Origin of the sequence: Agrobacterium sp. CMT1 (assembly GCF_037203725.1) — a bacterium.
Classification (GTDB): domain Bacteria; phylum Pseudomonadota; class Alphaproteobacteria; order Rhizobiales; family Rhizobiaceae; genus Agrobacterium; species Agrobacterium pusense.
The window spans coordinates 302,440-328,602 of the sequence record NZ_JBBCAR010000002.1 but is presented as its reverse complement, the minus strand read 5'-3'; the positions used below and the strand labels follow the sequence as shown (position 1 = coordinate 328,602).

Annotated in this window: 23 protein-coding genes and 1 tRNA gene; 10 read left to right on the top strand and 14 right to left on the bottom strand. The window is 55.5% G+C overall.

Annotated elements, in window-relative coordinates:
* Positions 1 to 5: 5 nt before the first annotated feature.
* The 9 genes from WA845_RS04285 to WA845_RS04245 form a co-directional block, all read right to left on the bottom strand.
* The gene (locus WA845_RS04285; protein WP_112556034.1) at positions 6 to 992 is read right to left on the bottom strand and encodes a type II secretion system F family protein; all 987 of its coding nucleotides are present in this window, start codon (positions 990 to 992) and stop codon (positions 6 to 8) included.
* A 9-nt stretch (positions 993 to 1,001) separates the two neighbouring features.
* Positions 1,002 to 2,006, bottom strand: coding sequence for a type II secretion system F family protein (locus WA845_RS04280; RefSeq protein ID WP_004439301.1), 1,005 nt, complete (start codon positions 2,004 to 2,006; stop codon positions 1,002 to 1,004).
* 15 nt (positions 2,007 to 2,021) lie between these two features.
* The gene (locus tag WA845_RS04275; RefSeq protein ID WP_112556032.1) at positions 2,022 to 3,488 is read right to left on the bottom strand and encodes an ATPase, T2SS/T4P/T4SS family; all 1,467 of its coding nucleotides are present in this window, start codon (positions 3,486 to 3,488) and stop codon (positions 2,022 to 2,024) included.
* 33 nt (positions 3,489 to 3,521) lie between these two features.
* Positions 3,522 to 4,805 (bottom strand): AAA family ATPase, encoded by a 1,284-nt coding sequence (locus WA845_RS04270; RefSeq protein WP_022555427.1) that lies wholly within the window; start codon positions 4,803 to 4,805, stop codon positions 3,522 to 3,524.
* Positions 4,806 to 4,839: 34 nt separating this feature from the next.
* Complete coding sequence (locus WA845_RS04265) at positions 4,840 to 5,520, bottom strand: CpaD family pilus assembly protein (protein WP_022555428.1); 681 nt, start codon at positions 5,518 to 5,520, stop codon at positions 4,840 to 4,842.
* A gap of 56 nt (positions 5,521 to 5,576) precedes the next feature.
* Positions 5,577 to 7,160: a pilus assembly protein N-terminal domain-containing protein gene (locus tag WA845_RS04260; RefSeq protein WP_112556030.1), complete on the bottom strand. Its 1,584-nt coding sequence runs from the start codon at positions 7,158 to 7,160 to the stop codon at positions 5,577 to 5,579.
* Positions 7,157 to 7,963: a Flp pilus assembly protein CpaB gene (gene cpaB, locus WA845_RS04255; protein ID WP_022555430.1), complete on the bottom strand. Its 807-nt coding sequence runs from the start codon at positions 7,961 to 7,963 to the stop codon at positions 7,157 to 7,159. Before cpaB ends, WA845_RS04260 begins: the two co-directional genes overlap by 4 nt.
* A gap of 127 nt (positions 7,964 to 8,090) precedes the next feature.
* A complete protein-coding gene (locus tag WA845_RS04250) occupies positions 8,091 to 8,603 on the bottom strand; it encodes an A24 family peptidase (RefSeq protein ID WP_037089473.1) in 513 nt (170 codons plus the stop codon).
* Positions 8,604 to 8,726: 123 nt separating this feature from the next.
* Positions 8,727 to 8,912, bottom strand: a complete 186-nt coding sequence (locus WA845_RS04245) for a Flp family type IVb pilin (RefSeq protein ID WP_004439309.1) — start codon at positions 8,910 to 8,912, stop codon at positions 8,727 to 8,729.
* 414 nt (positions 8,913 to 9,326) lie between these two features.
* On the opposite strand from WA845_RS04245, the gene WA845_RS04240 reads away from it, so the two are divergent.
* Positions 9,327 to 9,737, top strand: coding sequence for a pilus assembly protein N-terminal domain-containing protein (locus WA845_RS04240; RefSeq protein ID WP_004439310.1), 411 nt, complete (start codon positions 9,327 to 9,329; stop codon positions 9,735 to 9,737).
* Between the two features lie 383 nt (positions 9,738 to 10,120).
* On the opposite strand, the gene WA845_RS04235 is transcribed toward WA845_RS04240, so the two are convergent.
* A complete protein-coding gene (locus tag WA845_RS04235; RefSeq protein WP_337322205.1) occupies positions 10,121 to 11,944 on the bottom strand; it encodes a P-loop ATPase, Sll1717 family in 1,824 nt (607 codons plus the stop codon).
* A gap of 595 nt (positions 11,945 to 12,539) precedes the next feature.
* Here WA845_RS04235 and WA845_RS04230 point away from each other — a divergent pair.
* From WA845_RS04230 to WA845_RS04200, 7 genes are all read left to right on the top strand, one after another.
* The gene (locus tag WA845_RS04230; protein WP_337322204.1) at positions 12,540 to 13,139 is read left to right on the top strand and encodes a recombinase family protein; all 600 of its coding nucleotides are present in this window, start codon (positions 12,540 to 12,542) and stop codon (positions 13,137 to 13,139) included.
* A 453-nt stretch (positions 13,140 to 13,592) separates the two neighbouring features.
* Positions 13,593 to 13,970, top strand: coding sequence for a hypothetical protein (locus WA845_RS04225; RefSeq protein WP_337322203.1), 378 nt, complete (start codon positions 13,593 to 13,595; stop codon positions 13,968 to 13,970).
* A gap of 608 nt (positions 13,971 to 14,578) precedes the next feature.
* Positions 14,579 to 14,965 (top strand): hypothetical protein, encoded by a 387-nt coding sequence (locus WA845_RS04220; protein ID WP_337322202.1) that lies wholly within the window; start codon positions 14,579 to 14,581, stop codon positions 14,963 to 14,965.
* A gap of 580 nt (positions 14,966 to 15,545) precedes the next feature.
* Complete coding sequence (locus tag WA845_RS04215) at positions 15,546 to 16,454, top strand: hypothetical protein (protein ID WP_337322201.1); 909 nt, start codon at positions 15,546 to 15,548, stop codon at positions 16,452 to 16,454.
* Positions 16,455 to 16,462: 8 nt separating this feature from the next.
* Positions 16,463 to 16,951 carry a Rha family transcriptional regulator gene (locus WA845_RS04210; RefSeq protein WP_337322200.1) on the top strand — a complete coding sequence of 163 codons (489 nt, stop codon included), beginning with the start codon at positions 16,463 to 16,465 and terminating at the stop codon, positions 16,949 to 16,951.
* 20 nt (positions 16,952 to 16,971) lie between these two features.
* The gene (locus WA845_RS04205; RefSeq protein WP_337322199.1) at positions 16,972 to 17,160 is read left to right on the top strand and encodes a hypothetical protein; all 189 of its coding nucleotides are present in this window, start codon (positions 16,972 to 16,974) and stop codon (positions 17,158 to 17,160) included.
* Positions 17,161 to 17,266: 106 nt separating this feature from the next.
* A complete protein-coding gene (locus WA845_RS04200; protein ID WP_337322198.1) occupies positions 17,267 to 21,028 on the top strand; it encodes a hypothetical protein in 3,762 nt (1,253 codons plus the stop codon).
* A 638-nt stretch (positions 21,029 to 21,666) separates the two neighbouring features.
* On the opposite strand, the gene WA845_RS04195 is transcribed toward WA845_RS04200, so the two are convergent.
* The 4 genes from WA845_RS04195 to WA845_RS04180 form a co-directional block, all read right to left on the bottom strand.
* Positions 21,667 to 22,641, bottom strand: coding sequence for a hypothetical protein (locus WA845_RS04195; RefSeq protein WP_337322197.1), 975 nt, complete (start codon positions 22,639 to 22,641; stop codon positions 21,667 to 21,669).
* 85 nt (positions 22,642 to 22,726) lie between these two features.
* Complete coding sequence (locus WA845_RS04190; RefSeq protein ID WP_337322196.1) at positions 22,727 to 24,088, bottom strand: site-specific integrase; 1,362 nt, start codon at positions 24,086 to 24,088, stop codon at positions 22,727 to 22,729.
* A gap of 86 nt (positions 24,089 to 24,174) precedes the next feature.
* Positions 24,175 to 24,261, bottom strand: a tRNA-Leu gene (locus tag WA845_RS04185).
* 118 nt (positions 24,262 to 24,379) lie between these two features.
* On the bottom strand, positions 24,380 to 24,685 hold the full coding sequence (locus tag WA845_RS04180) for a SelT/SelW/SelH family protein (RefSeq protein WP_037089622.1): 306 nt from the start codon (positions 24,683 to 24,685) through the stop codon (positions 24,380 to 24,382).
* Between the two features lie 134 nt (positions 24,686 to 24,819).
* On the opposite strand from WA845_RS04180, the gene WA845_RS04175 reads away from it, so the two are divergent.
* Complete coding sequence (locus WA845_RS04175; RefSeq protein ID WP_022555435.1) at positions 24,820 to 25,269, top strand: DoxX family protein; 450 nt, start codon at positions 24,820 to 24,822, stop codon at positions 25,267 to 25,269.
* 135 nt (positions 25,270 to 25,404) lie between these two features.
* The gene (locus WA845_RS04170) at positions 25,405 to 26,103 is read left to right on the top strand and encodes a type 1 glutamine amidotransferase (protein WP_035206801.1); all 699 of its coding nucleotides are present in this window, start codon (positions 25,405 to 25,407) and stop codon (positions 26,101 to 26,103) included.
* The last annotated feature ends 60 nt before the right edge of the window (positions 26,104 to 26,163 follow it).

Below are 26,163 nucleotides of genomic sequence, written 5' to 3'. Positions count from 1 at the left end.
GTTTTTCAGAACGTGTCCAGCACGCGGATGATGGCAGGGCCTAGAATGACGGCGATGAGGACCGGCAGGAAAAATACAATCATCGGCACGGTCAGCTTCGGCGGTAGTGCAGCCGCTTTTTTCTCCGCTTCGTTCATGCGTTCGTCGCGGCCTTCCTGTGCGAGAACGCGCAGCGCCTGAGCGAGCGGCGTTCCGTAACGTTCCGCCTGAATAAGCGCTTGCACCACGCTTTTCACGGCTTCGAGCTGTGTTCGCGTGCCGAAATTCTCGAGAGCGACCCGCCGGTCTTGCAGGAACGACAGTTCCGCCGTCGTCAGCATCATTTCTTCAGCCAGTTCGGGTGACTGCTCACCCATTTCCTCTGCCACGCGGCGCATCGCGGCCTCCATGGACACGCCGGATTCGATGCAGATCAGCATGAGGTCGAGCGCATCCGGCCAGGCTTTCTTGATCGACGCCTGCCGTTTGTTCATGCGGTTCGACACATAAATATTGGGAGCATAGAAACCGATATAGCCGAACAGTAACACAGCCATCAGCCGGACCATGAAGGCTTTGTCGGAGAGATTGCCGAGCACGAAGATCCAGGTGAAGGCTACGGCCAGAAAAATGAAAGGCAGGATGAAGCGGGCGGCGAGAAACGTGTTGAACGCGTTTTGGGAACGAAGCCCTGCTGCCCGCAGCTTGTTCATCGTGTTCTTGTCCGCAAGCGCTTCCTGGAGGTTGAATTTTTCCACGATGCGCCGGGCGGACTTGTTATTGTTGCCGCGCAGGGAAGTTTTGCCTTCCCTGGTAACGGTCGCAAGCCGCTCGCGCTCGCGGCTGCGGATGAGATCGCGTTCCGACGACACGGCTTTCATGCGTTTGGCGAAATCCTTCCGCTCGAAAACCGGCATGATGAGCGTATAAAGGGTGGCGAAAACCGCCAGCGTCACCAGAACGGCGACGATCGTTTGCGGATTGGTGAGGCTCGAAAGAAAACTCCCGCTCATTCTGCGCCCTCAAATATCGAAATTGATCATTTGGCGCATGATGAATATCCCGATCAACATCCAGACGGCCGACGCCCCAAGAATGATATGGCCGCGAATATCGGTAAAAAGCACCGATAGATATTCGGGCGAGGTAAAGTGCACCAGCATCATGACGACAAAGGGCAGCGAGCCGATGATGACCGCAGACGCCTTTGCCTCCATCGAAAGTGCATTCACCTTGGCGCGCATCTTCTTGCGGTCGCGCAGAACTTTTGAAAGGTTCGACAGCGCTTCGGAGAGGTTGCCGCCGGCCTGCGCCTGAATGTTGATGACGGTGCTGAAAAAGCTCACTTCAAAAAGCGGCATTGTCAGCATCATGCGCTCGATCGCCTGGGGAATGCCGATGCCGACCTGCTGTGCGTCGACAACCCGCTGGAACTCCGTTTTCACCGGCTCCTGGCCGTCAGATGCGATCAATCGCACCGCGTCGTTCAGCGGCAAACCGGATTTGATCGAGCGACACATGACATCAAGTGCGTTGGGAAACTCTTCGAGGAATTTCTTCTGCCGGCGCTTGAGGAGGAACGCCAGTGCCCAGCGCGGCAGCCCCAGCGCGATAACGGCGCCTATCGGTAGGGCGATAAGCAATGACAGGCCATAAAGAAGTGCGATGAGGGTGGCAAAGCCCGCCGCGCCGACGCTCAGCAGCTGAAACTGTCGCAGGGACAGCGTCAGCCCCGCCTGAACGAGCTTTTCGCGCAAACCGACATTTTTGGCCTTTTTTGCCCTCTCATTTTGTTTTTTTTCCATTTCCCGCAGGTTGTCCTGCATGGATTTGCGGCGTTTGCTGAGCTCATGCACGCGGTCACGTGCGGCTTTGATGTTGGTGTGGTCCGTCTCGGCGGCCTGGACCCGCTTGAAGCGGCTGGTGGTCTTTTTTTCGACCTCTATCTGCTGGAAAAGAAAAGCGTAAGCGAGCGCGCCCGCCGAAACGGCGACGAGTGCGGCCAATAAGAGGATTGTCGGGTCCATGGCGGTCGCTTTCCCTTAGGAGGTCTTTTCCATTTCATCGAGCGCGGCGGCCAGGCGTTTTTCCTCACCATAATAGCGTGCACGGTCCCAGAAATGGGGTTTGCTGATGCCCGTCGATACATGTCTGCCGATCAGTTTGCCGTTGGCATCCTCACCTTCGATTTCGTATCGCATCAAATCCTGAGTGACGATGACGTCGCCTTCCATGCCGATCACTTCCGTGATCTGGGTTATTCGGCGTGAACCATCACGCAGGCGCTGCGCCTGTATGACGACATCGATCGATCCCGAGATGATTTCACGCACGGTTTTGGCCGGCAGGGTGAAGCCGCCCATGGCGATCATGGATTCGATGCGGCTGAGGCACTCGCGTGGTGTATTGGCGTGCAGCGTTCCCATTGAACCGTCATGGCCGGTATTCATCGCCTGGAGCAGGTCGAATACCTCCGGTCCGCGCACTTCGCCGACGATGATGCGTTCCGGCCGCATGCGAAGGCAGTTCTTGACGAGATCCCTCATCGTGATCTCACCTTCCCCTTCGATGTTCGGAGGCCGCGTTTCGAGTCTGACGACATGCGGTTGCTGCAGCTGCAGTTCGGCGGTGTCTTCGCAGGTAATGACGCGCTCATCCCTGTCGATGAAGCTCGTCAGGCAATTGAGAAGCGTGGTCTTGCCGGAGCCGGTGCCGCCCGAGATGACGACGTTGCAGCGGACACGACCGATGATCTTCAGCAGTGTCGCGCCTTCGGGTGTGATCGCACCGAAACGCACGAGCTGGTCGAGCGTAAGCTTGTCCTTCTTGAATTTTCGGATTGTCAGCGCCGGGCCGTCGATGGCGAGCGGCGGCGCGATGACGTTGACGCGCGAGCCGTCCGGCAGGCGGGCGTCGCATATGGGGCTCGATTCATCCACACGTCGGCCAACCTGGCTGACGATGCGCTGGCAGATGGAAAGCAATTGCGCGTTGTCGCGGAAGCGGATGTCGGATTCGATGGTCTTGCCGCCGACTTCGATGAAGGTCTGGCCAGAACCATTGACCATGATATCGGCGATGTCGTCGCGGGCAAGAAGGGGCTCAAGCGGCCCATAACCGAGAACGTCATTGCAGATGTCTTCAAGCAGTTCTTCCTGCTCGGCAATCGACATTGCGAAATTCTTGATCGTGATGATGTCGTTGACGATATCGCGAATTTCCTCGCGCGCGCTCTCCGCATCAAGTTTGGCGAGCTGCGAAAGGTCGATCGTATCGATGAGCGCGGAAAATACCTGGCTCTTGGTATTGTAATAATCCTCCGTGCGGGCGCGCTTTTTTTGCGCCGGCTGCGTGACCGCCGTCTGTCGCGCTACGGGTGATTGGCCCGGCTCGAGCGTGTCGATGGAGAGAGAGCGCGGCTCGGGCGCCGCCACCTGCATGGGGACAGGTGCGACGGGATCCGGCTTCGTGCTTCTGGCTGGGCCCTCGGCCCCGCGTTTTCCGAACATCGGCGTTTCCGTCAATAGGCGCGGAGGGAATCCCTACTTGCGCTTGAGAATATTCTTAAGTCTGTCCAGACCGCCGCGCCGGCTTTTGCGCAGCACCGTGCGACCGGTGATGGTATGGGCAATTTGCGAGAAGGTTTCTGCGATCTGGGATTTTTCATCCATTTCGCTAATCATGCGTCCGCTGTTTGCGGCGTTTCCAAACAATTGCGCCTCGAATGGAATGATCGCAATCGGCTCGATTTCCAGCGGGTCGAAAAAATCCGCCGGAGCGATTTCGGGTCGCTTCGGCATGCCCACCTGGTTGAGGATGAGATGCGGCAATTTATCGTTGGGGCGCAGTTTTATCAGCGCGTCGAACAGGTTCTTCGTGTTGCGAAGATTCGCAAGATCCGGAACCGCGGTGATGACGACCTCATCCGCTTCCGCAAGCACAGCCCTTGTCCAGTCGCACCATTGGTGGGGAAGGTCGAGGACGGCGACGGGGGCGCTACGCTGCAAAACCTCAAGGATCGGCAGAAAGGCCTGGCGGTCTAGATCGTAAGTCCGGTCAAGAAGCGACGGTGCCGCGAGCAGCGATAGGTGATCGGAGCATTTCGTCAAAAGGCGGTCGAGAAATACCTCATCCAGCCGCTCCGGCGAGAAAACCGCTTCCGCCATGCCCTGGGCCGGATCCTGATCGAAATCGATATTGGCTGTGCCATAAGCCAGATCCATGTCGGCGAGAATGGTTTCCGTCGAAAACAGGGTCGAGATGCCGAAGGCGCAATTATGTGCGACCGTCGAGGACCCCACCCCACCTTTGGCGCCGATGAAGGCGATGTTGCGGCCAAGCGGCTCCGCTTCGGGGTCGACGAAGATCGCGGCGATCGAAGCCAGAAGATCGGCCATGTTGACCGGGGCGACCAGATATTCGGAAATACCGTTGCGGATGAGGTCGCGATAGAGCGTTATGTCATTGTGGCGGCCGACAATGATGACACGGGTGGAGGGATCGCAAACCTCCGCGAGAGGAGCAAGGTCATCCAGCAGCGAAGCCGGCGCGCTTGCCGTCTCCAGAATGATGAGATTTGGCGTAGGCGAGGCGGAGAACATCGTGGCCGCAGCGTTGATGTCACCCTTCGTCACCCGCAATGTTACCTTGCTCATGCGCCTGTCACCGGACAATGCGTCCATGACGCCCTGCATGTTGTCGCTGACGCAGAAGGCGTGGATGGAGATGCGGGGCAGGGGCCGCAGGCGGTCCATATCGGAGGTGCGCACCGGCTGCAGGGTGTCTGCTCCGTCGCTTGACTTGATGTCGTATTCTACAGCGCTCATCGTCTTTCCTGCCGTGACAATTGTTGGGACCGCATCAGTTTGCGGTGGCCGTGTTCTTGCCGTTACGATACGTATCGATAACCACTGCGCGGCGCTCGGCATCGATGGGGCTCATGCCGCGCGGGCCGACCAGATCCATCGGATTGGCGACCTGAGCCGCGAGATTGCTTTGCGAAGCGCACCCGAAATTGTACCAGTTCTTGTTGGCGAAGGTGTTGTCCGAAAGGTCTTCCGGCCACTGGCCGCATTGCCCGGTCATGGCGGTAATAGCGACATAGCTCAGTCGGATGGGGGCGGAGTCGCCGTTCGGCGAAGCCGCATAACGTGTCTCCATGATCTTGCCCGGTGCGACCCCGGCGCCGGACAGCGTAGTGCGGATCTGTTTCGCCATTCTAGCGGCGCTTGCCGAATTGGCTGATCCCGACGGCATCTGGATGTTGATGACACCCGTCGACATCGACGCATAATTCTGGGCGAAACCACGTATATTGTCCGCCATCGCCGTGGTGAGACGGCTATCGCCTGCCGAAACCGGTATATCAAGCGAATGTTCCGCTTCCGACAGGGTGATCGGATGGCGGGTCCGGTAATCGTCGGGAATGGCGTTGGTCGTGAGCGGATCGCGCGCACAGCCTTGCAGAAGGCCGGCGGTGAGTGCAACCACGGCGACAAGCCCGGCGCGCCCCAGGGAAGAAGAGGAGGATGTTTCCCGCATGCTGTTTCCTGACCTGAGGAGGCCTGTTCTGAAGAGGCGGTTTCGTGCGCGTGTCGTCATTTGTAGATGAACCCCACCGATCCCTGATAAGGAGCCGCCTGAACCTGGTCCTTGCGGCCATAGACCTTGTTGACGCGGTTCATGAAATACATGGCTGCATCGTTTTCAGGATTGAAATTGTCATCCGGGCGGGCAATCTGGTTGCGCGCGACCGGGCGCACCAGATAGGGCGTTGCAATGATGACAAGTTCCGTTTCGTTGCGAAGGAAGTCCTTGCTGCGGAAAAGCGTGCCGAAAATGGGGATTTTCGACATGCCCGGAAGCCCCGACATGGCCTGGCGGATATTGTCCTGAACGAGACCTGCGATCACGATCGAACCGCCCGACGGAAGCTCGACCGTTGTCGATGTCTCGCGTTTACGAACGGACATGTAAGTCGAACCCGGGATGTTGCGCCCGTAATTTCCGGTGACGACGTTGCCCTCATAGGTCGGTTCGGACACATTGGTCTCTATCTTGAGGCTTATCCTGCCGGGTGAAAGCACCACTGGCCTGAAGTTCAAAGTGATACCGTAGTCGACTGTTTCCGTTTCGCGTTTGACGGTCGCGATACCTGTGTCCTTGTCGAGCGAAACATCCTGTTCCGCGGCAATTCGAAAATCCCCGCCGACATAAAATTTGGCCTGTTCGCCAGAGATCGCCGTGAGGCTCGGTTCCGCCAATGTCCGCATTACCCCCGCCTGCTCCATGGCATTCAGGTAAGAGGCAAATCTCAGGGAGCCGGAGCCAATCGCGCCGCTGGCGATGCGCGTGGCGCTGTCGATGGTATTCCCGAGGTTGGAGGGATTTGAGAACGCGAAACCGTTGTTGCTTGTCGAGCTGCTGATCGAGCCGTTGAAGCCAAGTTGCTTCAGCACCTGTCTGCTGACTTCAGCGACGGTCACCTTCAGTGTCACCTGGTCCTCGCCCTCGATCGTCAGCATATTGACGATCTGCGATACCTGACGATTTTCGGCGAAAATTGCTGCGTCACCCCCGTTATTTCCGCCCGTCAGCGAGATATTTCGGGTGGTGGCTTCACCGCCTTTCAAGAAGGCTTCGGCAAGCTGAACTGCACGCGCCGAATCTTGCGGTGTGCGTACCGATCCGGTGAGAACGATATTGTCGGAGACGATTTCGACTTTGATGTCGGATTCAGGGATGAAGCGACGAATATTGGCTTCAAGACCAACAATATCCCGCTCCACTTCCAGATCAAGGCTGACGATCTCGCGCCCACCCTCGCCGAAAATGAAGATATTGGTCTGACCGACTGTTTTTCCGAACAGGTAAATGCGTTTCGATGTACGCGTTACCGCATCCGCGAGGCTGGGATCGGCGACAAGAATGTCATGGGCGTCCTCAGGCAGGTCGATGACCAGCGCCTTGTTGAGACCAAGCTTCAGCCGCTTGCGGATGCCCGAGCCGCTTTCAGTGATCCGCACGATACTGGCGCTTTGAGCCTTTGCTTCACTGAAGCGCAGAAATTCGGGCGAATGCGGGTCCGGAACGCCTGAGAAGGCCACGCAGAACGCCAGCCCGCCAACCAATGATGAACGCAGGTCTTTTGCCAGACGCCTTGTCATGAACCCCCCGGTCATTGTGTTGCTCCTTGACCGCCCTTGACAATGGAGCCGGATTTGATCACCTGGATTTCTGGCTGCCCTGCACCGCCGTTGAGAAGATAACCGGCTGACAATGTATCGTTCTCCTGCGCATCGGCGACGGAGCGCAAGGCCAACGTCAGGCGATCCGCCATCTGCTGCGCGACGGTTATGATCTTTGCCTGTTCGGGGGTCAGTTCCAGTGTTGCTGTTGCGCCAACGACTGCAGAAATGCCGTCTTCGCCTTCCTTGATCTGCTGGTCGATCGCCAGGACGCGGACGTTGTTCAAGACATTCTCTGTCAGAAAATTACCGCCGTCACCCTTCCGGACCATGATGACGTCGACGCGATCATTGGGCAGCACGAAACCGCCGGCACCGGTTGAAACGGAAATCTCCGTCGCGACGGCGCGTTTGCCCGCCGGCAGAAGCGAAGACATGATGCGTGCACTGGAATCGACCACTTTTTCCGGCCGTATCGGCTCGCCCTCGAATAGGGGCAACCGCACGACTGCACCGGCAAGGTCTTTAATCGCGTCCGGATTTTTTGTGTCGGTTATGAAACTATCGACCACGTTGCCCTGCGGCCAGGGCGTCCAGCGAACAGAACTGTCATTCAGGCGGCTGCCGACGGGAAGATTTACTGAAGAAACCAGAACGTTGACCGTCGGCTCCTTCTGGATGATCGTTTCCGCCTTTTCGATGACCTGCTTCGTGCCGGAAATATTCATGGCGACAAGGCCGGCAAGACCGGCAGCCACCAGAGCAACGGACATAATGACGATACGCGACGGTTTCATGCTCGATCCTTGAGGGAATCAGATTCTTCTCACCTCAGGATGGCGCGCGATTGGTGTAATTATGGTTAATATTGCGCTTGGATTTGTAGTTAATGATGCCTTAATTCCGGCGAGGCAGTAATTCTCTCTAGGAGAGGCTGGCGATTGCCGCTTTTACTATTGGTGCGTCACCATAGGTCAGGAATCCTGCAATGGCGATGCCGATCCCATAGGGAATTTTTTTTGCCACGAGCAGCGAAGCCGGCACGGGAATGCCGCTGGCCATGATTTCCTGGGCGCGCGACCGCAAGAGCAAAATGCCGAGGGTCAGCAGTCCTCCAACGAATGTCACTGAAAGCAGAAATTCAACAAGGGAAACGCTGAAGCCGTACCACACCGCTGCGCCAGTCAGGAGTTTCGCGTCTCCACCACCCATGACGTTTGCCGCAAAAAGCGCGAAGCAGGCAGCAAAAACTACGCCCGCCGCGGCAAGGCTCATTCCGAAAGTATGCCAGCCCATGCCGGAAAAAGGCGCGATCACGATGAACGACAGCAGCAAAATCAGCGGAATCCGGTTGGGGATAGTCATGCTTAGCAGGTCGGTAAACGCCGCGAATGCAAGGCAAAGCGGAAGTGCCAGGAAGATGACGGCTATAACCATGAAGGAAACTCCCGTTTATTCGAACACTTACAGGCGGTGTGCACAGGTATTCCAGGTATTGAACACAATGTGAAATGCCGCTCACAAGTTTTGAGCGGCATTTCGATTTCAGATTAGAAGCAATTAGAAAGTTGTGTTGCGGGCAGTCGTCATTACGCCGCCGATGCGGTCGAAGAGCGCGTCGAGCTGAGTGCCGACGACGCCTGCACCGCCAACGATTGCGACGGACAGCAGGGCAGCAATCAGGCCATATTCAATTGCCGTAGCGCCGGATTCGTCCTTGAGGAAACGAGCGAAAATCTTGGTCATGAGTATCTCCTAACTCTTGTGTAGTTCAGCACGCCGACAACTGTTCTCCGTTGTTCGGTTGCCTTCAAACTACAGACGAGCGATTTCCAAGCGCTTAAAAAAAACGATTAACTCAAAGTAAACGGCAGGATGAGTTTCCTTTGGTAAATAAACATGAAAAGTATTTAATGTATTTCTATATTTGCTTATAAACAAACTTCTTCTGTCGAAGGGCTGTTCTCATTTTGGGAAAACGGGTTCCTCAATGAGACACAGATGTTCAGTTATGATGCGGGGCGGCGCAGGTCGGGAATGCCAGGAATTATGCATGGTTACCGTGCGCATCACGCATTTTCGTCACTTAACGCTTCATTCACTAAAACCACGCATTCTTTGACGCGGTAAACTGCTGGTTAGTGAGCAAGGGCAAAAAGCGTGTCATCCGGAAAACTGACGAAAATTGTGGTCGGCTTGTCGGTCATTCTGGGAGGGGCGTTCCAGCCCGGTTTTGCCCAGGAAGACATATTGCGCGTCTCGATGAATCACGCCCGCGTCCTCCGTCTCGACCGTCCTGTCAGCAAGGTTATCGTCGGCAACTCGAAAGTTGCCGATGCCACGGTTGCCGACGCCACCACGATCGTTCTGACCGGCCGCAGTTTCGGCACGACAAATCTCGTACTTCTCGACGCCGAAGGGAATCCAATCGTCGATGAGCGGATTCTCGTCTCCATTGATGAAGGCAATACGGTCCGTGTTTTCCGCCAGACGGAGCGAACCGTTCTTTCCTGTACGCCCAATTGTGAGCAGCATTCGCAAAACAGTGGCGACAAAGACGCCCAGCCGTAACAAGGCTTGGTCCGCCTCAATCCGAACGATCGAGCCGCCGTATTCGATGACGTGAAGGCGTGAGCCTTGGCTCGTCATCTGCATCTTTTCCTAAGGGTAAGATTCGCGCTGGACGTCAGCAAAACGAAAAACCGCAACATGTACCCCTGCGTTCTGCAGGAGGGCCAAATGTTGCTGTTTTTTCGTCTAGGTATTTGATCTGGCTAAGATCAAAAATGGAATGGTGCCCAGAAGAGGCCCGTGGGCACCAAATCGAACCTGGAGAAATGGTGGATCTCTCTGTAATTTCAAGTGTTTGTGGTCTATCCGGTCTAAGTTGATATCTTCTCTGTGTACCTCAAGCAGTTAAGTTGTGTACCTGACATCCAACAATTATCAATCGCTCACCGTTCCCGTCTAACCGTTAAGGCCCTTATTTTTCCGTATTTTACGGAAGGTTCGAATGAGACCTTGTCGCCTACTGCGGGGGAGTAACCGTCAGCCAGTTGTTTCCATTGAAAGTAGTGATCCGCCTGGTCAGGGCCGCCGCGTATGAACCCGAATTTTCCTTTAGTTACAACAGTAACAGTTCCAATTTCTCGTGTTGGGCGGTTGTTTTTAACTTGAATTTTACGCCCGACATTCAGGGCTTTTGAAAGTCCGTAAAAAATCTCGTAATCGACGTAGTGCCGGATTTTCGGCGAAAGATTCGATGGAGTTCGCTCCTTGAAGCACCAGCGAATGAACGGTTCTGCGCTTGGATTATCTTCATCTAATTCTTTATAGCAAATTACGTTCAACTCATACAAAAACTGAAGAAATGCATCTGCAGATTCTAAAAACTGAGGAACTTTTACCGACTGAGAATTGCATTCAGCGATAAAAGAAATATGAGAATCTACAAACTCCCCATAACTAAACCTACTCTTTCCTCTGAGATGGCTAAAAAAACGAAGAAAAGTTTCAAAGTCATCTTGTGAATAATAAAAGAGTAGCTGGTCTCGAATCTCTCCAAGTAAGTAGTCAGCATGTGCGTCTCTGAATGATGGATCGTTAAAATCCTTGTCGGAAACGGTTTGTGCTGGCCCTTTTCTCTCGAGTATCTCCTTCATAGTTCCCATCATAGCATTTATGTCACGTGGCCTATAGTAGCTGAATCGCAAGAACGAAAGGAAAGAAGTGATTCGTTCATCGTCACGGTCTTTTGCGCTAGTGGTCTTAAACGGGAAGTAGTATTCCCAGCCTTGCCCTTCACTCATTGGTTCATCTTGCTGAGCGCTCAAAATTCTATCTGCGACTTTATACAAGGCCGACGATCGAAAATTATTGTAGGTAGTCATCCAGTTGAGGAACACCGAATTATCGCGTATTTTCGTATTAACGTTATGCAATCCCGTTCTGAGGAATATATCCGGTCGGACTAACAGAACAACTCTTACTCGGCCCTTTGAATCTTTGATGTTTGATAAGAAGTCGTTATTGATTGCCCACACAGCGTCAATAAGGCCGCGAACACATTCAAAATATTCATCGTAAGGAATATCACTTGGTCTGACATCAATTCCATCAATGAATATTACGTAATCTTCGTCGAGTTTAAGAGCCTCGATTGCATCCTCAAAGGCTCGACGTATATCGAGTAAGTTTTTCTGGAAGGTGGAGTTACTATCTTTCTTCTCGCTCTTTATCTTTGATTCTACACCGGACTTCATTTTATCGTACTTTGCTATCAGGGATGCAGAAAGCTCCGACGACTCGACGAAATTGAGAACTTTGATTATTTCCGGCGCGAATGCATTACTATAGAACTCATCAAGCGCCATTTTGAGCGCGTTGAGCTTTGTGAAGCGACGCAAAAACTCCGGCGTGTTGGATCTCTCCAAGATGCTCGCGGCTGAAAGGATGAGTAGCAACGTTCTCCAGACGTCCGAGTATTGACTCAAAGGCAGATGGCCTCTGCGCTTAAGTTCCATAAATTTATGATATTCCGTCTGTCTAACGTCATAGCTAAAAGAGTTTACGTTTTTATATTTCGTATTGCTCAAATAAGTCGAGTAGGCTGTTTTCCCGGTACCTTTTTCGCCCACTAGATAATATACATTATGATTAAGAAGCTTCTCGAGATACTCATCGCGTACAAAGTACTTTGCCAGCAACTCTTTGTTCGCTCTCTTTCTGTAATTTTCCGCGTTTGTGAAACCCAGGTTTAGCTCGGTGAAGGCCTTCATAATGCACCCCTTATTTAAGTTGAAACTTGATGACATATCGCACAGGGGTTGCGCAACAGATTTTGTGTGAGATTTTTAAATCAAAATTCGCCGAAAAATCGGAGGCACCGACCTCGACAGGTGATGAGCCGCATTCCCCCCCTTGGGGGTCGCCCATAAGGGAGCGCATGGAACTCTACGTCTTGCTCTTGATAGGGACTGCGGCTTTCGGTGGATACCTTTTGGGGCTGGAAGGACGACGCAGCGCTTCTGGCTTGATGGGGACCATGCTCGCCACTTTAGTTTTCGCTGTCCCGGTGGGTTTCTGGTTCGTATTCAATTTGTTTGCTTTCGTTTGGAAGGGAGGGCGCGGCAGCTTTCGGCCAAATGATGTTAGGGATGTGCTGACACTGTTGGTTGCGGTCGTGGCATTCTGGATGTGCGGTGTTCTCGTCGGATCGGTGCAACGGATGTGGCGAGGCTGATAGTCCAACAGGGCTTGGTCTAGCTGGACTGCTCGTCATCGCTCCTCAATAGTCCAACACGAATGGTTGTTGACTTTTTGGACTATTTGTCCGAAAGGATTAAAGAATCTATTTGGACTATGGAGGCACACATGACCAATGCCAGCTATCGCGGACAGCTTGTCGGATATGCCCGCACCTCGACCACAGATCAAAAGGCAGGACTTGCCGCACAGGTTCGGGACCTAGAGGCTGCCGGATGCGACAGAGTATTCAGCGAACAGACATCGGCCAAGGACGCTAAGAGGCCAGAGCTTCGAAGGGCGCTGGATCACCTCCGGGAAGGCGACACGTTCATCGTGACCAAGCTCGACCGTCTTGCCCGTTCGGTGGCTGATTTAGTGGCGATTGTCGGCACCCTGACGGCCAAGGGCGTGAGCCTCCGCATTCTCGCCATGAACCTCGACACCTCTACACCCACGGGAAAGCTGATGCTGAACCTATTAGGCTCCATCGCGGAGTTCGAGCGGGAATTGATGCTGGAACGCCAGCGGGAAGGCATTGCCGACGCCAAGGCCAAGGGAATGTACAAGGGACGCGCACCAACGGCCCAGAGAGAGGCACAGACGATCATTCAGCTACGGGATGAGGGAAAGACCGTCCCGCAGATTGTCGCCGCCACAGGGGCAAGCAGATCGAGTGTATTCAGCATCCTGAAAGAGGCCGGAAAGACGAACAAGGCCGGAGCCTAAGCCAATTCAATGTGAGAGGAGGGCGAGGGAAACCCTGAGCTTCCTCTCCGCTTGTGCGACTTCGATCATTCTCGCCGTGTCGTCCACATTTAGCCGCTCGTCTGGCCCCTCTCGGTAATGCCGAAAGCGACCGGCTTTCATTTCTGATAAGTCGGCATCTAGGCACTCAGGCGCTTCGGTGTATGTGGCTTCGATGTCATGGGTCATTGCCGCCTCCAATTTGTTCTTCAAATGTTCCGCGAGTCGAGCGCCCTTGTCAATCGCTAGAAACGGGCATGACCGGATTTCCTTGCTGCGACATTCTGTCCATTTACTCCCGATAGTGGGAATTCACGATCTCCGCTGCATTGCTCAACAGCCGCAGCCGCAGGGCTATTCTCGTGTCTCGATAGTGGGACGATTTCTCGCCATTTGTTCCCACTATGGGGAACCTCCCGGTAATGGGACAACATATTGATTTTCAACATCAAAATGATCTGCAAAATGTCACTTCATAACCGAACCATAGGAGCAAGAGACATGCGGACGACCCAAGCAAAGCCTACCAGCCTCTCCCTCTTTGTTGATGCCCTGCTCGAAATGGAGCGTACAGCGGAGGCCAGCGGCCTCACAGCCCGCTATGCCCTGCGGGCAGCAATGGACGCCATGGACCAGTCATTTCAGCTTGCGAGCCTCCTAGCATCTGGAGCCGACCCGCGATCTCAGGAAGTGCGGGTGCCGTTCAAGTTTGTTGTCGGGAAGCTTTTGCAGACTAATGAGCTTCTCGGATTGCCGAATGACAGCCCGGAAGCGATGTGCCTTGACATCCTACAAGGTGGCGCGGAACCTTAAAGTTCGGGGTTAACCACGCCGCAGGAGTGGGCTGCCAATTACACCCTAGTTAAGGAAGTCTCACTCCTCGGATCATGCATTGATGTTGGACATGGGACATGGTGGACATCAGTGGGGTAGGGGGCAGCTCCGTCACACATGGGAACCCATAGTGGCAACGTATCGAGACACCTACGGGGATAGCTCCTCCTTGTTCCTCCCTCATCATTCGTGATCGATCATCCCAATGCAGGGGAAGCAGAAGAGAAATTACACCCTAGTTAAGCTCCCTCGTCCTCATGCTCCTCACCGTCATCATCACGCATCGAAACACGACGCAAGCTCCTCTTGTCCTTGATCGGAGGGGCTTTCGTGGCGTTTCAGGGTCATGAACGTCAACCGGAAGTGATTACGATTTCCATGCCCTGTTCGGCTTCAACTCCGGGCGGGGCTCTCTTCCTAGTGCTTTGAACACTAGCGTCCGTGTCTCCCATCTGTTCGGCAGAAGCGACACCGGCGCACCACATCGGCCCACCCATACCCCACATCAGCCGACCTTTCGTCTCCCGGAGCTATCCGCAGGAGCGGGGTCTTCTTTTTACTCATTTGTATAAGGAGCCTACGAAGGCATGACCTCGCAAGCAGCCCGCCCTCAGTGCCTTGGCTACATCGATCAACAGGGTCGCAAGGTCCTCAAGGTCCCACTGGACAAGCAGGGCAAGCAACACGCCATTGTCCTTGAACGGGACTACCTGAACGTCCGCCGAAGTGGCGCAACCGGGACATGGCTAGCCAACGGCGACAACGGACGGACCTATGTCCGCACAAACATCCCAACCGGTACCGGTTACGTTCTTGGCACCATCGCCCGGATCATCACCGGAGCGGGACGCGGTGTCGCCATCCGATACGCTGACGGAAACCCTTTGAACCTCCTCCCGGAAAACCTTGTCTGGCGAAAGGGCAAGGCCAAGAGGTGCGACCATGAGATTGCTTTGACAGGGGCCGCAGCATGATCGAGTTCGGCCCCGATAATCGCCCCTTCACCACCATCTTCGCTTCTGGAACGGGACACGATCAAGCTTGCCGCCGATCCCAGTCCTACCTCGAAAGCCTTGTGCCCACGAGCATAGGAAAGTGCCTCAAGTGTAAGTCGAAGGTGATGTGTAATCCGGGATGGGTTGGCGTCTGTACTCGCTGTTCGTCGGCAGCGATGCAGTTGCATCTGAACGGCCCACCTGTTGCCACCATGAGCATCACGCCAGTGGCACCGGACCCCGCCCCCATTCGTGACCCCGAGCCTCCCACAGATCGTCACGGCTTGGACGGACTGGACGATTGGTGACAGTGAAGACTGACCACCACGGCACATGCCGACTCCTCAACGATGAATGGATCAGAGACGATGACCCCGACAGGGACCGCAAGATGGCGGACCGTCTCTCCGGTAGCGAACCCGGCATGAGATCGATGCATGGTCCCAACCGTTTCGCCCAACCTCACCTAGCACCGGATTGGAGGCGCGAGAAACACGGCCTCCTCTCCACCAAGAAACCCAAATAACCTGCCCTACAGGGCCACAGAAGGAAACACATCATGACCCACGTCACCTACAGCAATGAAACCTCCCCGGAAGAACTGGACGCCTTCAAGAGGGAATATGAGCGGATCAATCCTCGACAGGACGGCAAGCAGGTCGTCGGCGTCTACGTCAACGGCGGCGGCACTCAGATCGATACCGTCGATGGAAAGCAGGTCGTCCAGAAGAAGTTTGAAGGCTCCGTCGCCGTCAAATCGGCATTGCGTCCCGGTCACATCATGATCGGCGGCACGGAAACCACCATCGACGCCGCTCTAGCAGCCGGTCTCATCACCCGCGAACAGGCGGCATCCGGTTCTTTTAATCTGCCCGTCCAGCCACAGGCCAAGGTTGAAACGGGCGTAGCGGATAAGGCCCCGGAACAGAGCCAGAAGGGGCCGGAGGAGCTTTCGGAGGCCGCACAGGCGGCGAAGGAGGCATCCGAGACCCTACAGGAGCTTGACGCCACCGTGGGCGCTGCGGCGGTCGATGCTGCCCTAGAAAACGTTATCGAAAGCGGCTACCTCCCGGAGGCCGATGAGCTACCGGAAGGAGCAGACCTTGGCCATGTGGTGAAGATTACGGCGGGTTATGTCGCACAGGCAAACAACGTCCTTGCCGATGTCCACGCTAATGTGCCGCTCCTGATGGACTTCCTGTCTGACGACGAGTTGCGGGACGCCAGACGAGCCACCATCGGCAACGCCCCCGACAGCCTCCGAGACCTTGGCAGGATCGCGGTTGATCGGCTTGCGATGCTCCCGCAGACGAACCCGGAGCGGTTTGCCGAGCATCTGGAGGGGATGTCCCCTGCCGAGCGTAAGGCACTAAGACGGACCCCGAACGGGGAATGGACTGTGACTGTCCCCGGCTATCCCGAAATGGGATTTGGGGCCGCTGTACGGGCCGGGATCGTCCGTCTATGAGGGAGCTTATGACCACGAAAGGGGCCGCGCTTAGCGGTCCCTCAGTTGCTCCCGATGCTATCCCGGAAGTGTGCCGAGCGGTCCCCTTCATGTCGTCGCTGGAAATAGCGGCAATGACAGGTAAGCGCCATTCCGACGTTCTCCGGGACATTCAGCGGGAGCTATCGAAGATCGGGGAAGACGAACGCAAATTTGCGTCGGTCTACCTTGCGGGCAACGGCGAGCGCCGCCCCTGCTACTGCCTCCCCGGCACCTACCTCCTGTTCATCGCATCGGCCTATGACGCCAAGCTGCGTTTCCAGATCATTCAGCACTGGGAAGCCCTAAATAACGGCACCGCGCAGCCGGTCAAGGATGCCGCCAACGTTCTCGTCCAGCGCCTTGTGAACGGCGGGCGCAAAGCCCGGGTGCTGGAGCTTCAAGAGGCCCACCAGCACGCAAGGCTGGAAGGTAGGCTTCTGACGGCAAGAGAACGCAACTTGATCCTACTCCCCTGAAATCAACCAAAGGAATGAACATGCCCACGATCAAACGCCAGCTTTCCGAGGCCGAATTATTCATCATCCACGCTACTGCCAATGACCAGCAGAAGGCCGACGAACGGGCTGCAGTAAGGGCCGCAGCCGAGGCCCGGAAGCAAGCCGAGCGGGATGCTTACGCCGCTATGGTGGCGTCAGGCGGTAGCCGCAAGCTTCACCCGGACTAATCTTTCGAAGCGCCGCAATCTGTGAGGGGGACACTCTTTCCCCCGGTCCCCACGCAAACAACATCGCCTCGTCCTTGTGACGGGGCTTTTTCATTTGGAGAATTGAATGAACAATCCATTGGCATCTGCCATCGTCCGGGAAGCCGAACGGATCGGCGCAAACCCCGCAGACCTCGCTACCGTCATGTCCTACGAGACTGGTGGCACGTTTGACCCTTGGAAGCAGGGGCCGACAACGAAGTGGGGGCAACATATCGGCCTGATCCAGATGGGCCAGCCGCAACGAGAGAAATACAACTATTACAAGGGTATGCCGATTGAAGACGCCGTTCGAGTCTCGGCGGATTACCTTGTGGATGCAGGTTTCAAGCCCGGAATGGGCCTCCTCGAAATGTACTCGGCCATCAACGCCGGGGGTATCGGGGAGCAGTATTATGGCCGTAGTGACGCCGGGGCTGGCGGCGCTCCGGGAACAGTTCGGGACAAAGTCCAATACCAGATGGGCTCCCATAAGCAGAAGGCAGTCGCCCTGCTGAACGGCGAGTTCACTCCCACCGGGACGACCTACTACACGTCAGCCGACACTCGTGGTCCCGAAATCCAGACCACCGCGAATGATGTCGTCATGGCCCCGCAGCCGAAGACTTATGTGGAGCAGAACGCCAACCCGGAACCCGAGCCGTATTCCTTCCTTGAAGGCGTCGGCGCGAACTATGAGAGCTTCGGCATCACGTCGCACCTCACACGGTGGATGGGGGAGAGCGGGACAGACCCGTACTTCACTATTGGCGATGAGCGCGGCACGCACCTCACCAAGCAATACCCTTCGCAATACCACGACTTCCTTCTTTCCTCGGGTTCGGAGTTCAATCTTCGAAGCCGTGAGCAGTGGGTTCGGGAGGACTTGGTTCGTCAAGCCCGTATGGGCGTCTCCGGCACCGCAGCGAATATCTCGCAGGGCTTGGTGGCGGGAGCCATTGATCCCGTCTCCGTGGCGGTAGGTGTCGGTACTGGTGGTATGGGCGGCGCAGCCTTGGGCGTCGGTCGCGTAGGCCGTGCGCTTTATGGTGCCGTCTCTGGTGCAGCAGTCAACGCCGCTCTGGACTTCGCTTCCGGCGAGGTGACAGACAACCCTTATGCCGATCCGGTTACGGCCGGAACGTTCGGTGCCGTGTTCGGTGCCTTCGGTGGAGCCCTCGCAGCCAACCGTGGTTCATCGTTCGAGGCCCATGCGGCCTACGATACAGCGGCCAGCGTTCGGCGCGGCATCAAGCCCCCGGAAGTGGCCCCGGAAGGCGGCTCGATCCAGTTATCCGGCTCGGGAGGCGCAGCGCGTAACCCCGAAATGAGGGACAGCCTGATTGGACTTGATCGCGGTCTGTCCATCGAAATGTCCGACGAGAGTGTGCCGAGAGGCTTCGGCGGGTGGTTCCGAAAGGGCGACGTGACAGGTCAGATGACCACGGCAAAGAACCCGTTCACCCGCCTGATAGGCGCTCACTTCTTCGAGGAGACCGCTGGTTTCACCGATCACAGCGTTGTCCCGGACAGCGTAAACTCCCGCTTCACAGCGGCTCACCGGAAGGCCGAGGGCAACTTCAACGCCTCGTATCTCCCGGCCAAGAACGCCTTCATCAAAGAGGCGGGGCTTTCCCGGCTGAACCTAACAGGACAGGCCAAGCTCGAACGAGACTTCAACCGCATGGTTGCGGACTATATTTGGGACCCGGCACCGTCACCGGATTCAAACCCCCATGTGGTCAAAGCCGCTGGAGCGTTCCGCAAATCTATGGCCGACTTCGCTCGGGATATGGAGGAAGCGGGTCTCTGGAAGGGCGGACCTGACGCCAATTACGTCCCGCTCGTCGCTGACCATAATGTGATCGCGCATGTGGACCAGATGGTTCACCACGAGGTCATGGAGAAGTTCTTCAAGGACGCCATCAAAGACCACGGTGGCGCTCGGATTTCCGATGACCTGGCCGCCCGCATGGCGAAGGGATATTGGGCCAACATCCGAAAGGCTGGCTACGGGATCGAGGACGCCATGTCCAAGTCGCTCCATCTGGAGGACAGGGACGGGTTCAAGAAGGCGTTTCAAGAGGCGCTAGAAGATCAGGCGAACCTCACAAACAAAGAACTTGATGAAGTTTTCGACATCCTCTCTGGCCTCATGGACACAGCGAAAAAGACGGAGGGCGATTCCTCGAAAGGCGTTGGCTACCTCAAGCGCCGTACGCTCATGAACCATAGCTACAAGGCCACGATCCAAACCCGTGACGGGAAGCTGATTGAGCTTCGCCCGCGTGACCTGTTCGAGCAGGACGCCGAGCTTCTGTTCCGGCGATACTCCCGGTCAATGTCGGGCAGAATTGCCTTCGCAAAGACGAAGATTTTCAACCCGGAGACGGGAGAACTGATCGTAGACGGCATCCGCTCCACTAGCGACCTCGACAAGCTCAAGCAGTCCCTCAAGGAAAGCTATCGGCTCATGCCGGGGAACCTCGCGGACAAGGAAGGCGAACTCAAGAACGCGCTGGAGAACATCGACTTCGGGTGGGCCAAGATCAACGGCATCCCTGTCTACGGCTCGGAGAAGGCCCACGCGCAGTGGGCTCGTCGGGTCAAGTCGATGCAGTTCATCCGGCTCATGTCGAACATGGGTCTCAATCAGGTTCAGGAAACGTGGAAGATCGTCTCCCTGACGGGGTTCCGTGCGGCCTTGTCGCAAATCCCCGCCATTCGGGAAATGAACCGTGCAGTCTCCACTGGCAAGCTCGGGAAGGACAAGCTCCTCAACGAACTGTCTGACATGACCGGCATCGGTATGGACAACCTCTGGAACCGCTACGACCTGCGTCTGGACGATGATCGTCTCGGTGCGCAGACGGGCGGGCGGCTCACTCAGGTTGTCGATAACGTCCTCGACGCGGGACAGCGGCTCACGGCCAACGTCTCATTCATGCGACAAATCCACGACTACCAGCAGCGTTGGGCGATGAAGGCCATCACGCAGCAGATCGCGCATATGGCTCGTAAGACCCGCAACGCGGATGGGTCCTTCGATTATTCGAAGCTCAAGCCCCGTGATCGGGACCGGCTGGCTTCAATCGGCCTCGGTGAGGCTGACGCGAAGAACCTGTTTAGGGACCTTCTGGAACACTCCGAGTTCGATGGGAACAAGATCGTCGGCATCAACACGATGAAGTGGGACCCGGCGACAGTCTCGAAGTATCGCGTGTTTCTCAATCGGTACACCGACCGCCTCGTGCAGCAGAACGATTATGGCGCTTTGTCGAAGTGGATGAGTCGCCCGATTGCGTCGATGTTTGTGCAGTTCCGCACCTTTGTTTATGGTGCTTGGGCCAAGTCCACCCTCTGGTCTCTGAACCACGGCGCACTCACCGATCCCAAAATGCTTGTCCTACTCATTGGCGAGCTTGCAGCGGGCACGGCCACCTATGCGGTGCGTCAGTCCGGTCAGGCTGTAACTGAAGATGGATGGAGGAAGTATTGGAAGGAGACCATGGACCCGGCTAATCTCTTGAAGAACGGCTTCGCCCGCACAGCGACTGCCTCAGTTGTTCCCATGTTCCTAGATAGCGTTCTCATGGCGACCCCGCTTGGTCCACAGTTCGGTCAGGCTCGTGCCTCCGGTTCGGCCACTGACGTATTCGTGGGCACTCCCGCAAAGGATCAATGGGATAGCGCCGTGGGCTTCACGAGAGGTGCAGCAAAGTCCATTTGGGCGGGGGAAGATATGACCCAAAACCAAATCCGGCAGGGTATCCGGGCGTTCATGCCGCTCGGAAACTGGATACCGTTAACGGCGGCTCTCGGTGCCTTGATCGAGGATATGCCGGAATAGTAGAACGGTCCCGCTTTCGGGCGGGGCCGACGCTCTTAAACATTGGGCTGATGCATACGTTCAGTCAGAAAAAAGATCCCATGGAGCGTGGTGATCAACATGGAAGACAGCCCCAATAGCAAGGCAGAGCCCAAGCAGAATTTTATTATAGATAGAAGCCAAGGTCCGTATTGCATGGCTTCCATAAAGGATACGAAGCTCGGTAATGTAGGGGCGAGCGCGTTGATTCCCAAGATTGAAAGACAAAGCAAAAACGACAAGACTACAAGGTACGAGAAAAGATAAGACAGAAATTGACGACGACTTAGATCGTGAGGGACAAATTTTCCACGAACAAGAATGCTGATCGATGGAGTGGGTTCAGGCATTGTTGTGTCCATACCTCGCCCTCCGAACGTAGCAACCGCAGCAAGCCCAGCGAAATAGAACCCTGGGAGCGTCGATAAGATCGTCTGCAAGCCATTAAAAACGCCGTTCGTCCCTAGCCATTTAAAGTCTAAGCCCAGACCAAAGTAAAATGCAATGCAAGCTGTATATATAAGGAGAGGTAGCCAAGTCGTGTACTTCCGCATGTCAGGGTGGCTTATATTGCGATAAGCAAACCCTCTCGTTAGCTCATACAGAAGTTCCCTAAGCATTTAGATTGCCCTATAAGATTTAAACTGTACTACAGCCGGGTCCGTCAATCTCGTCACTACCGTCTTCGATGAATGGGCTAGTGGTGGAAAAATAGAGCCGATTTCGAAGCTCTCCACATATAAATCGCTTAATGGATGCCCGGTGGTGGAATTCAGTTCGACAGTGACGAACCTTTTACTTCCGGGCCGCTGGTAAGAAACTTTAGCAGTCCCGAAATCGCCTGAGTTCGCTTTCAACGCACGTTCGATGGAACCCCAAACCTGCATTGGCAAATTCTTGAAGTCGATATCCAGTTTCAGTTCTGTTTCTGATTTTCGTAGGAAAGAGGCACCGGCAATCGGTGTGACCGCTTCACTTCGAATGAGGCTGATCCCGGTTAAGCGCCCGTTGTTTATGTCTTTGATCATTGATGCAGAGGGGCGCCCGCGCAACTCAATATGCGGACAACAGCGCTCCATTCGAGGTTCATTATCCTTGTTCAAGCCCCCGCCGGGGTGGGGATACTTATAGAAATCGGCGTTCTCATTGTATTCGTAGTTCAGCATCTTGCTCAGTATGCGCTGAACCAGTCCCGCCGATATGCCCGGTACTCGCTCGATCGCACAGGTATAGACGTTCGGCTGCGCCTTCTCCATCTTAGTCGAGATAATTACATGACAAGCGAAATCCGCGCCGATTTTTCCCTGCTTCACATGCTCAACATACTCCCCATTAGATGGGTCTGAATAAACGCTGTTGGGTGCCGCAGTGTCTGAGAGACGGAGCAAAATAGTAATGCAGTTTTCTTGATCATCGCGGACGATATCGCCGATTAGGAGCGTCGCTTTATCATTGTTTAGTGGATAGACACGTTCGTTTTTCCACATTTTCTCCCAAATTTTGTAGGTCTCGTCAAAGGATGGAACTTTAGCTCCGTCTTTCCTCGCCGCCAATTCGAGGTCATAAATATAAAACGCCCGCCGATCATTTTTCATTACACTGCCCCGTCAGAATATACCCTATGTTCTCAACAGGGTTGTATTCCAATGAAATCACAATCTTGCGTAAGATGCTACTAATTCACGAGGTCCTCACACGAATATTTGCCGCCAAGTCTAGGGCTACCTTCACTGCCTTAAGCGCCACTTCCAGCCGCGTATCGGCTCCGCCGTATCGTTCACCCATGCCTCCGCGAGAATGTCCAAGAACGAGGTCCTGATCGCTATCGGGAACACGCGCACTGATCATACGGTCTTTCATAGTGTGCCGGAGAGAGTGGACCACAATCTTAGTATCTTGGGTCACTGACCGAATATGTTTCATCAGGCTGGCGGAGGCAACGTCAGCGCCCCGGACCTTGCCATATCTGGGGAACAATACTGTCCCGTTTCCAGCAGCCGTGACGGCTTCCTTGGCGGCTTCCAACGCTTCTCCGACCAAGGGGACTCTACGCACCGATCCTGCTGTCTTGAGGCGTCTGTGGGCGTGGTGGACAAGATCGAGATACGGCACCGGAGCCTCAAGCTTCACGTCGCTTACTAAAAGCCCAGTTACCTCACCGAGACGGCAACCGGTTCCCTCCAGTATCCGCCATATCTGCCACAGATCGGCCCCTGCATGAGCCTCAAGACGGGTTCGGATGGCGTTTAAAGTTTTGCCCGGGATTGGAGAGCGTTCCTCTCTCGCGACCGTCTGGAGTCTGATCTCCAGTCTTTGGAATGGGTTCAAGGCGTCTCGTAAGCCGAACTCTGTAATGCCGAAGCCGATCACAGCCCGGATGTCATTCACGTATCGGCGCACAGTTGACGGCTTCATATCGAGATCACGGAGCATATGGTCTCTCACTTCGCGGGCATCCTCACGAGTGAGGCGGTCAAGAGGTCTGTCACTCTCGATTGCATGTGCGAGATAGCCCATGACGCGCTCCAACCGCAGGGCCTTCTGCTTCTCGTTTATATCGCCTGTGATTCTCTCGTGCAGATAGAGTCGTTTAGCGTCTGCTAATGTCGGTGAGGGACGGGGAATGCGGCCCTTGTTTGCCATCAAATTCACCGCCTGACGTTCGACAGGATCAGGCACCCCTTTTGACAAAACGCTGTCCCGAATCAAGTCAGCGGCTTCGGGATCGGCTCCGGTCAATTCACGGCTACCTATGTAGACCTTCAATGCCTCCAGTTCGGAAGCCCTTCGTTTTGCCAAACGATGGATTTCAAGGGGAGTTAGATCAGTAACAGAGCGCGCCGCTTTCCGCGCGTCCTCGACTACTCTCTCAAATTCGGCATTGACCTTGGGATAGTTCCGCAGGGCTTCCCGCTCGGTCTGACCGAGAAGTCGCTTAAATTCTCTCTTGCCTATCACTTCCGCAGCATCCTTGGGGATGCGTCTACGGTAGTGGAATGTACCTGCTTTAGTGGAGACTATGTGTTTCAGTGTGAGACCCATGTGGACCTTCCGTGTACCTCGTTGTGTACCGGAAGGACTGACTAAGCCTTGAAACTATTGAGAAAACTACGTTTCTCCAAATGGAATGGTGCCCAGAAGAGGACTCGAACCTCCACACCCTTGCGAGTACCAGCACCTGAAGCTGGCGCGTCTACCAATTCCGCCATCTGGGCGACGGGAGCGATGTACGAGGGCAGCCGCCCGGTGTCAACAGGCTTTTTGAACTTTTATGACGGTCATTGATTTTAAAGGGAAAAAACTTGTCTGGTGCTGTTGAAACCCGTCGCCGGGTCAGGTGTCGAGGCCTTCGTGCTTCGTCCTGTCGACATGACCGAGGTCTCGGTCCGGGTCGATGATGTCGCGGATTCTCTGTTTGAGCTCTTTTGGACCGGGAAAACCGCCGTCACGTTTACGTTCCCATATAATGGTACCGTCCACCCCGATCTCGAACACGCCGCCGGTCGAGGGGACAAGGCTCACTTCGCCGATATCCAAGGCGAAGGTTTGCAGGATCTCCTGCGCCATCCATCCAGCCCGCAGCAACCAGTTGCACTGGGTGCAGTAGCGTATCGTTATGCGCGGTTTGGTGTCGGTCATCATCACGTCTCCTTCGCGGCCGAGTCACGATAATGTTAACTTTAACCCTCATGTTTTTACCCGGCACATGCTTGTTCTTATCACGGGGCTTTGCGAACAGATAAGTCAATCGAATGCTCAAACAGAGATATCCTATGGCCCAGTTCGACAATCATCGTCAGCGTCTGTTCGTTCCCGCCGTTGCACCGCTTTATAACGGGACACACGATGTGGTGGAGACCATTTTGCGTGTCACGGCGGGACTTCTGCTGGTTACCCATGGGTTCGGCAAGATTCTCAATCCCTTCGGGGCGGTCGGCATGGTGGAGAGCCTCGGTTTTTACCCGGGCGTCTTCTGGTCGCCGCTGCTGGCGGCAACGGAATTCTTCGGCGGTATTTTCATCGCCATCGGCCTTTTCACGCGGCCGGCATCCTTCGCCGCCATGATCGTCCTTCTGGTAACGGTCTGGTTCCATGGTGTGGTGAAGGCGGAAGGTCTGGGCGGTGCGGAAAAATCGATTCTCTGGGCGGCGATTTTCCTGTTCTTCGCGATTCGGGGCGGCAACCGGCATTCGGTCGACGCGAAGCTCTCGCGGGAATTCTAATATCCAGTGGCAGGGCCCATGCTGTGCCACGCCACTGCTGCCGTACCTCTTGAAAATCCCGTTTCATCATGATGAAGCTTGGATTCGATCGGCGAAACCCGCCGGCTGAATCATCTGTTATCATCAAGAGGTCGCATGCGCGTCGCAATTATCGAAAACATGGCGGGCACGCCGCATGGACAACTCGGCGTGGCATTGGCGGAGGCAAATGCGGAGGTACGCGTCATTCGCGCCTATGCGGGGGAACCGCTTCCGAAAGATGCGGGCGGTCATGATGCCCTTATCGTTCTGGGCGGGGAGCAGAACGCACTCGACGATGCCCTCTATCCCTATCTTCCAGAGCTTGCGCGTTTGATGAAAACCTTTGGCGATGCGGGCAGGGCAGTCATGGGTGTTTGCCTCGGCAGCCAGCTGCTGGCCCGCGCTTATGGTGGCGATAATATTCTTTCCGGTCCACCGGAATTCGGCTGGCAAAAGGTGTCCCTCACGGAAGAGGGCATATCCGATCCGCTTTTGGCCGGGCTGGATAGAGCTTTTCCGATTTTTCAATGGCACTGCGATACATTTACACTACCACCCGGTGCCACCCGGCTTGCGACCAATGCCGCGACACGGAATCAGGCCTTTCGCCTCGGACGGGCGGTCTATGGCACACAGTTCCATTTCGAGGCCTCCGCCGCAGTCGTTGACGGCTGGTGCGAGGCCTTTCCCGCTTCCATCGAAAAAATGGCGCCCGGCTGGCTGGCACAATATCCCGATCATCGCGACCTGCGCGCAGGGATGGCGGATGCAGCGGGTCTGGAGATTGCCCGTGCCTGGGTGCGGCTCATCTGACGGATTTTCTGTTGCGAATATCATGGTGCCAGACCAGAATTGCGTGGAGTTCATTTTTCA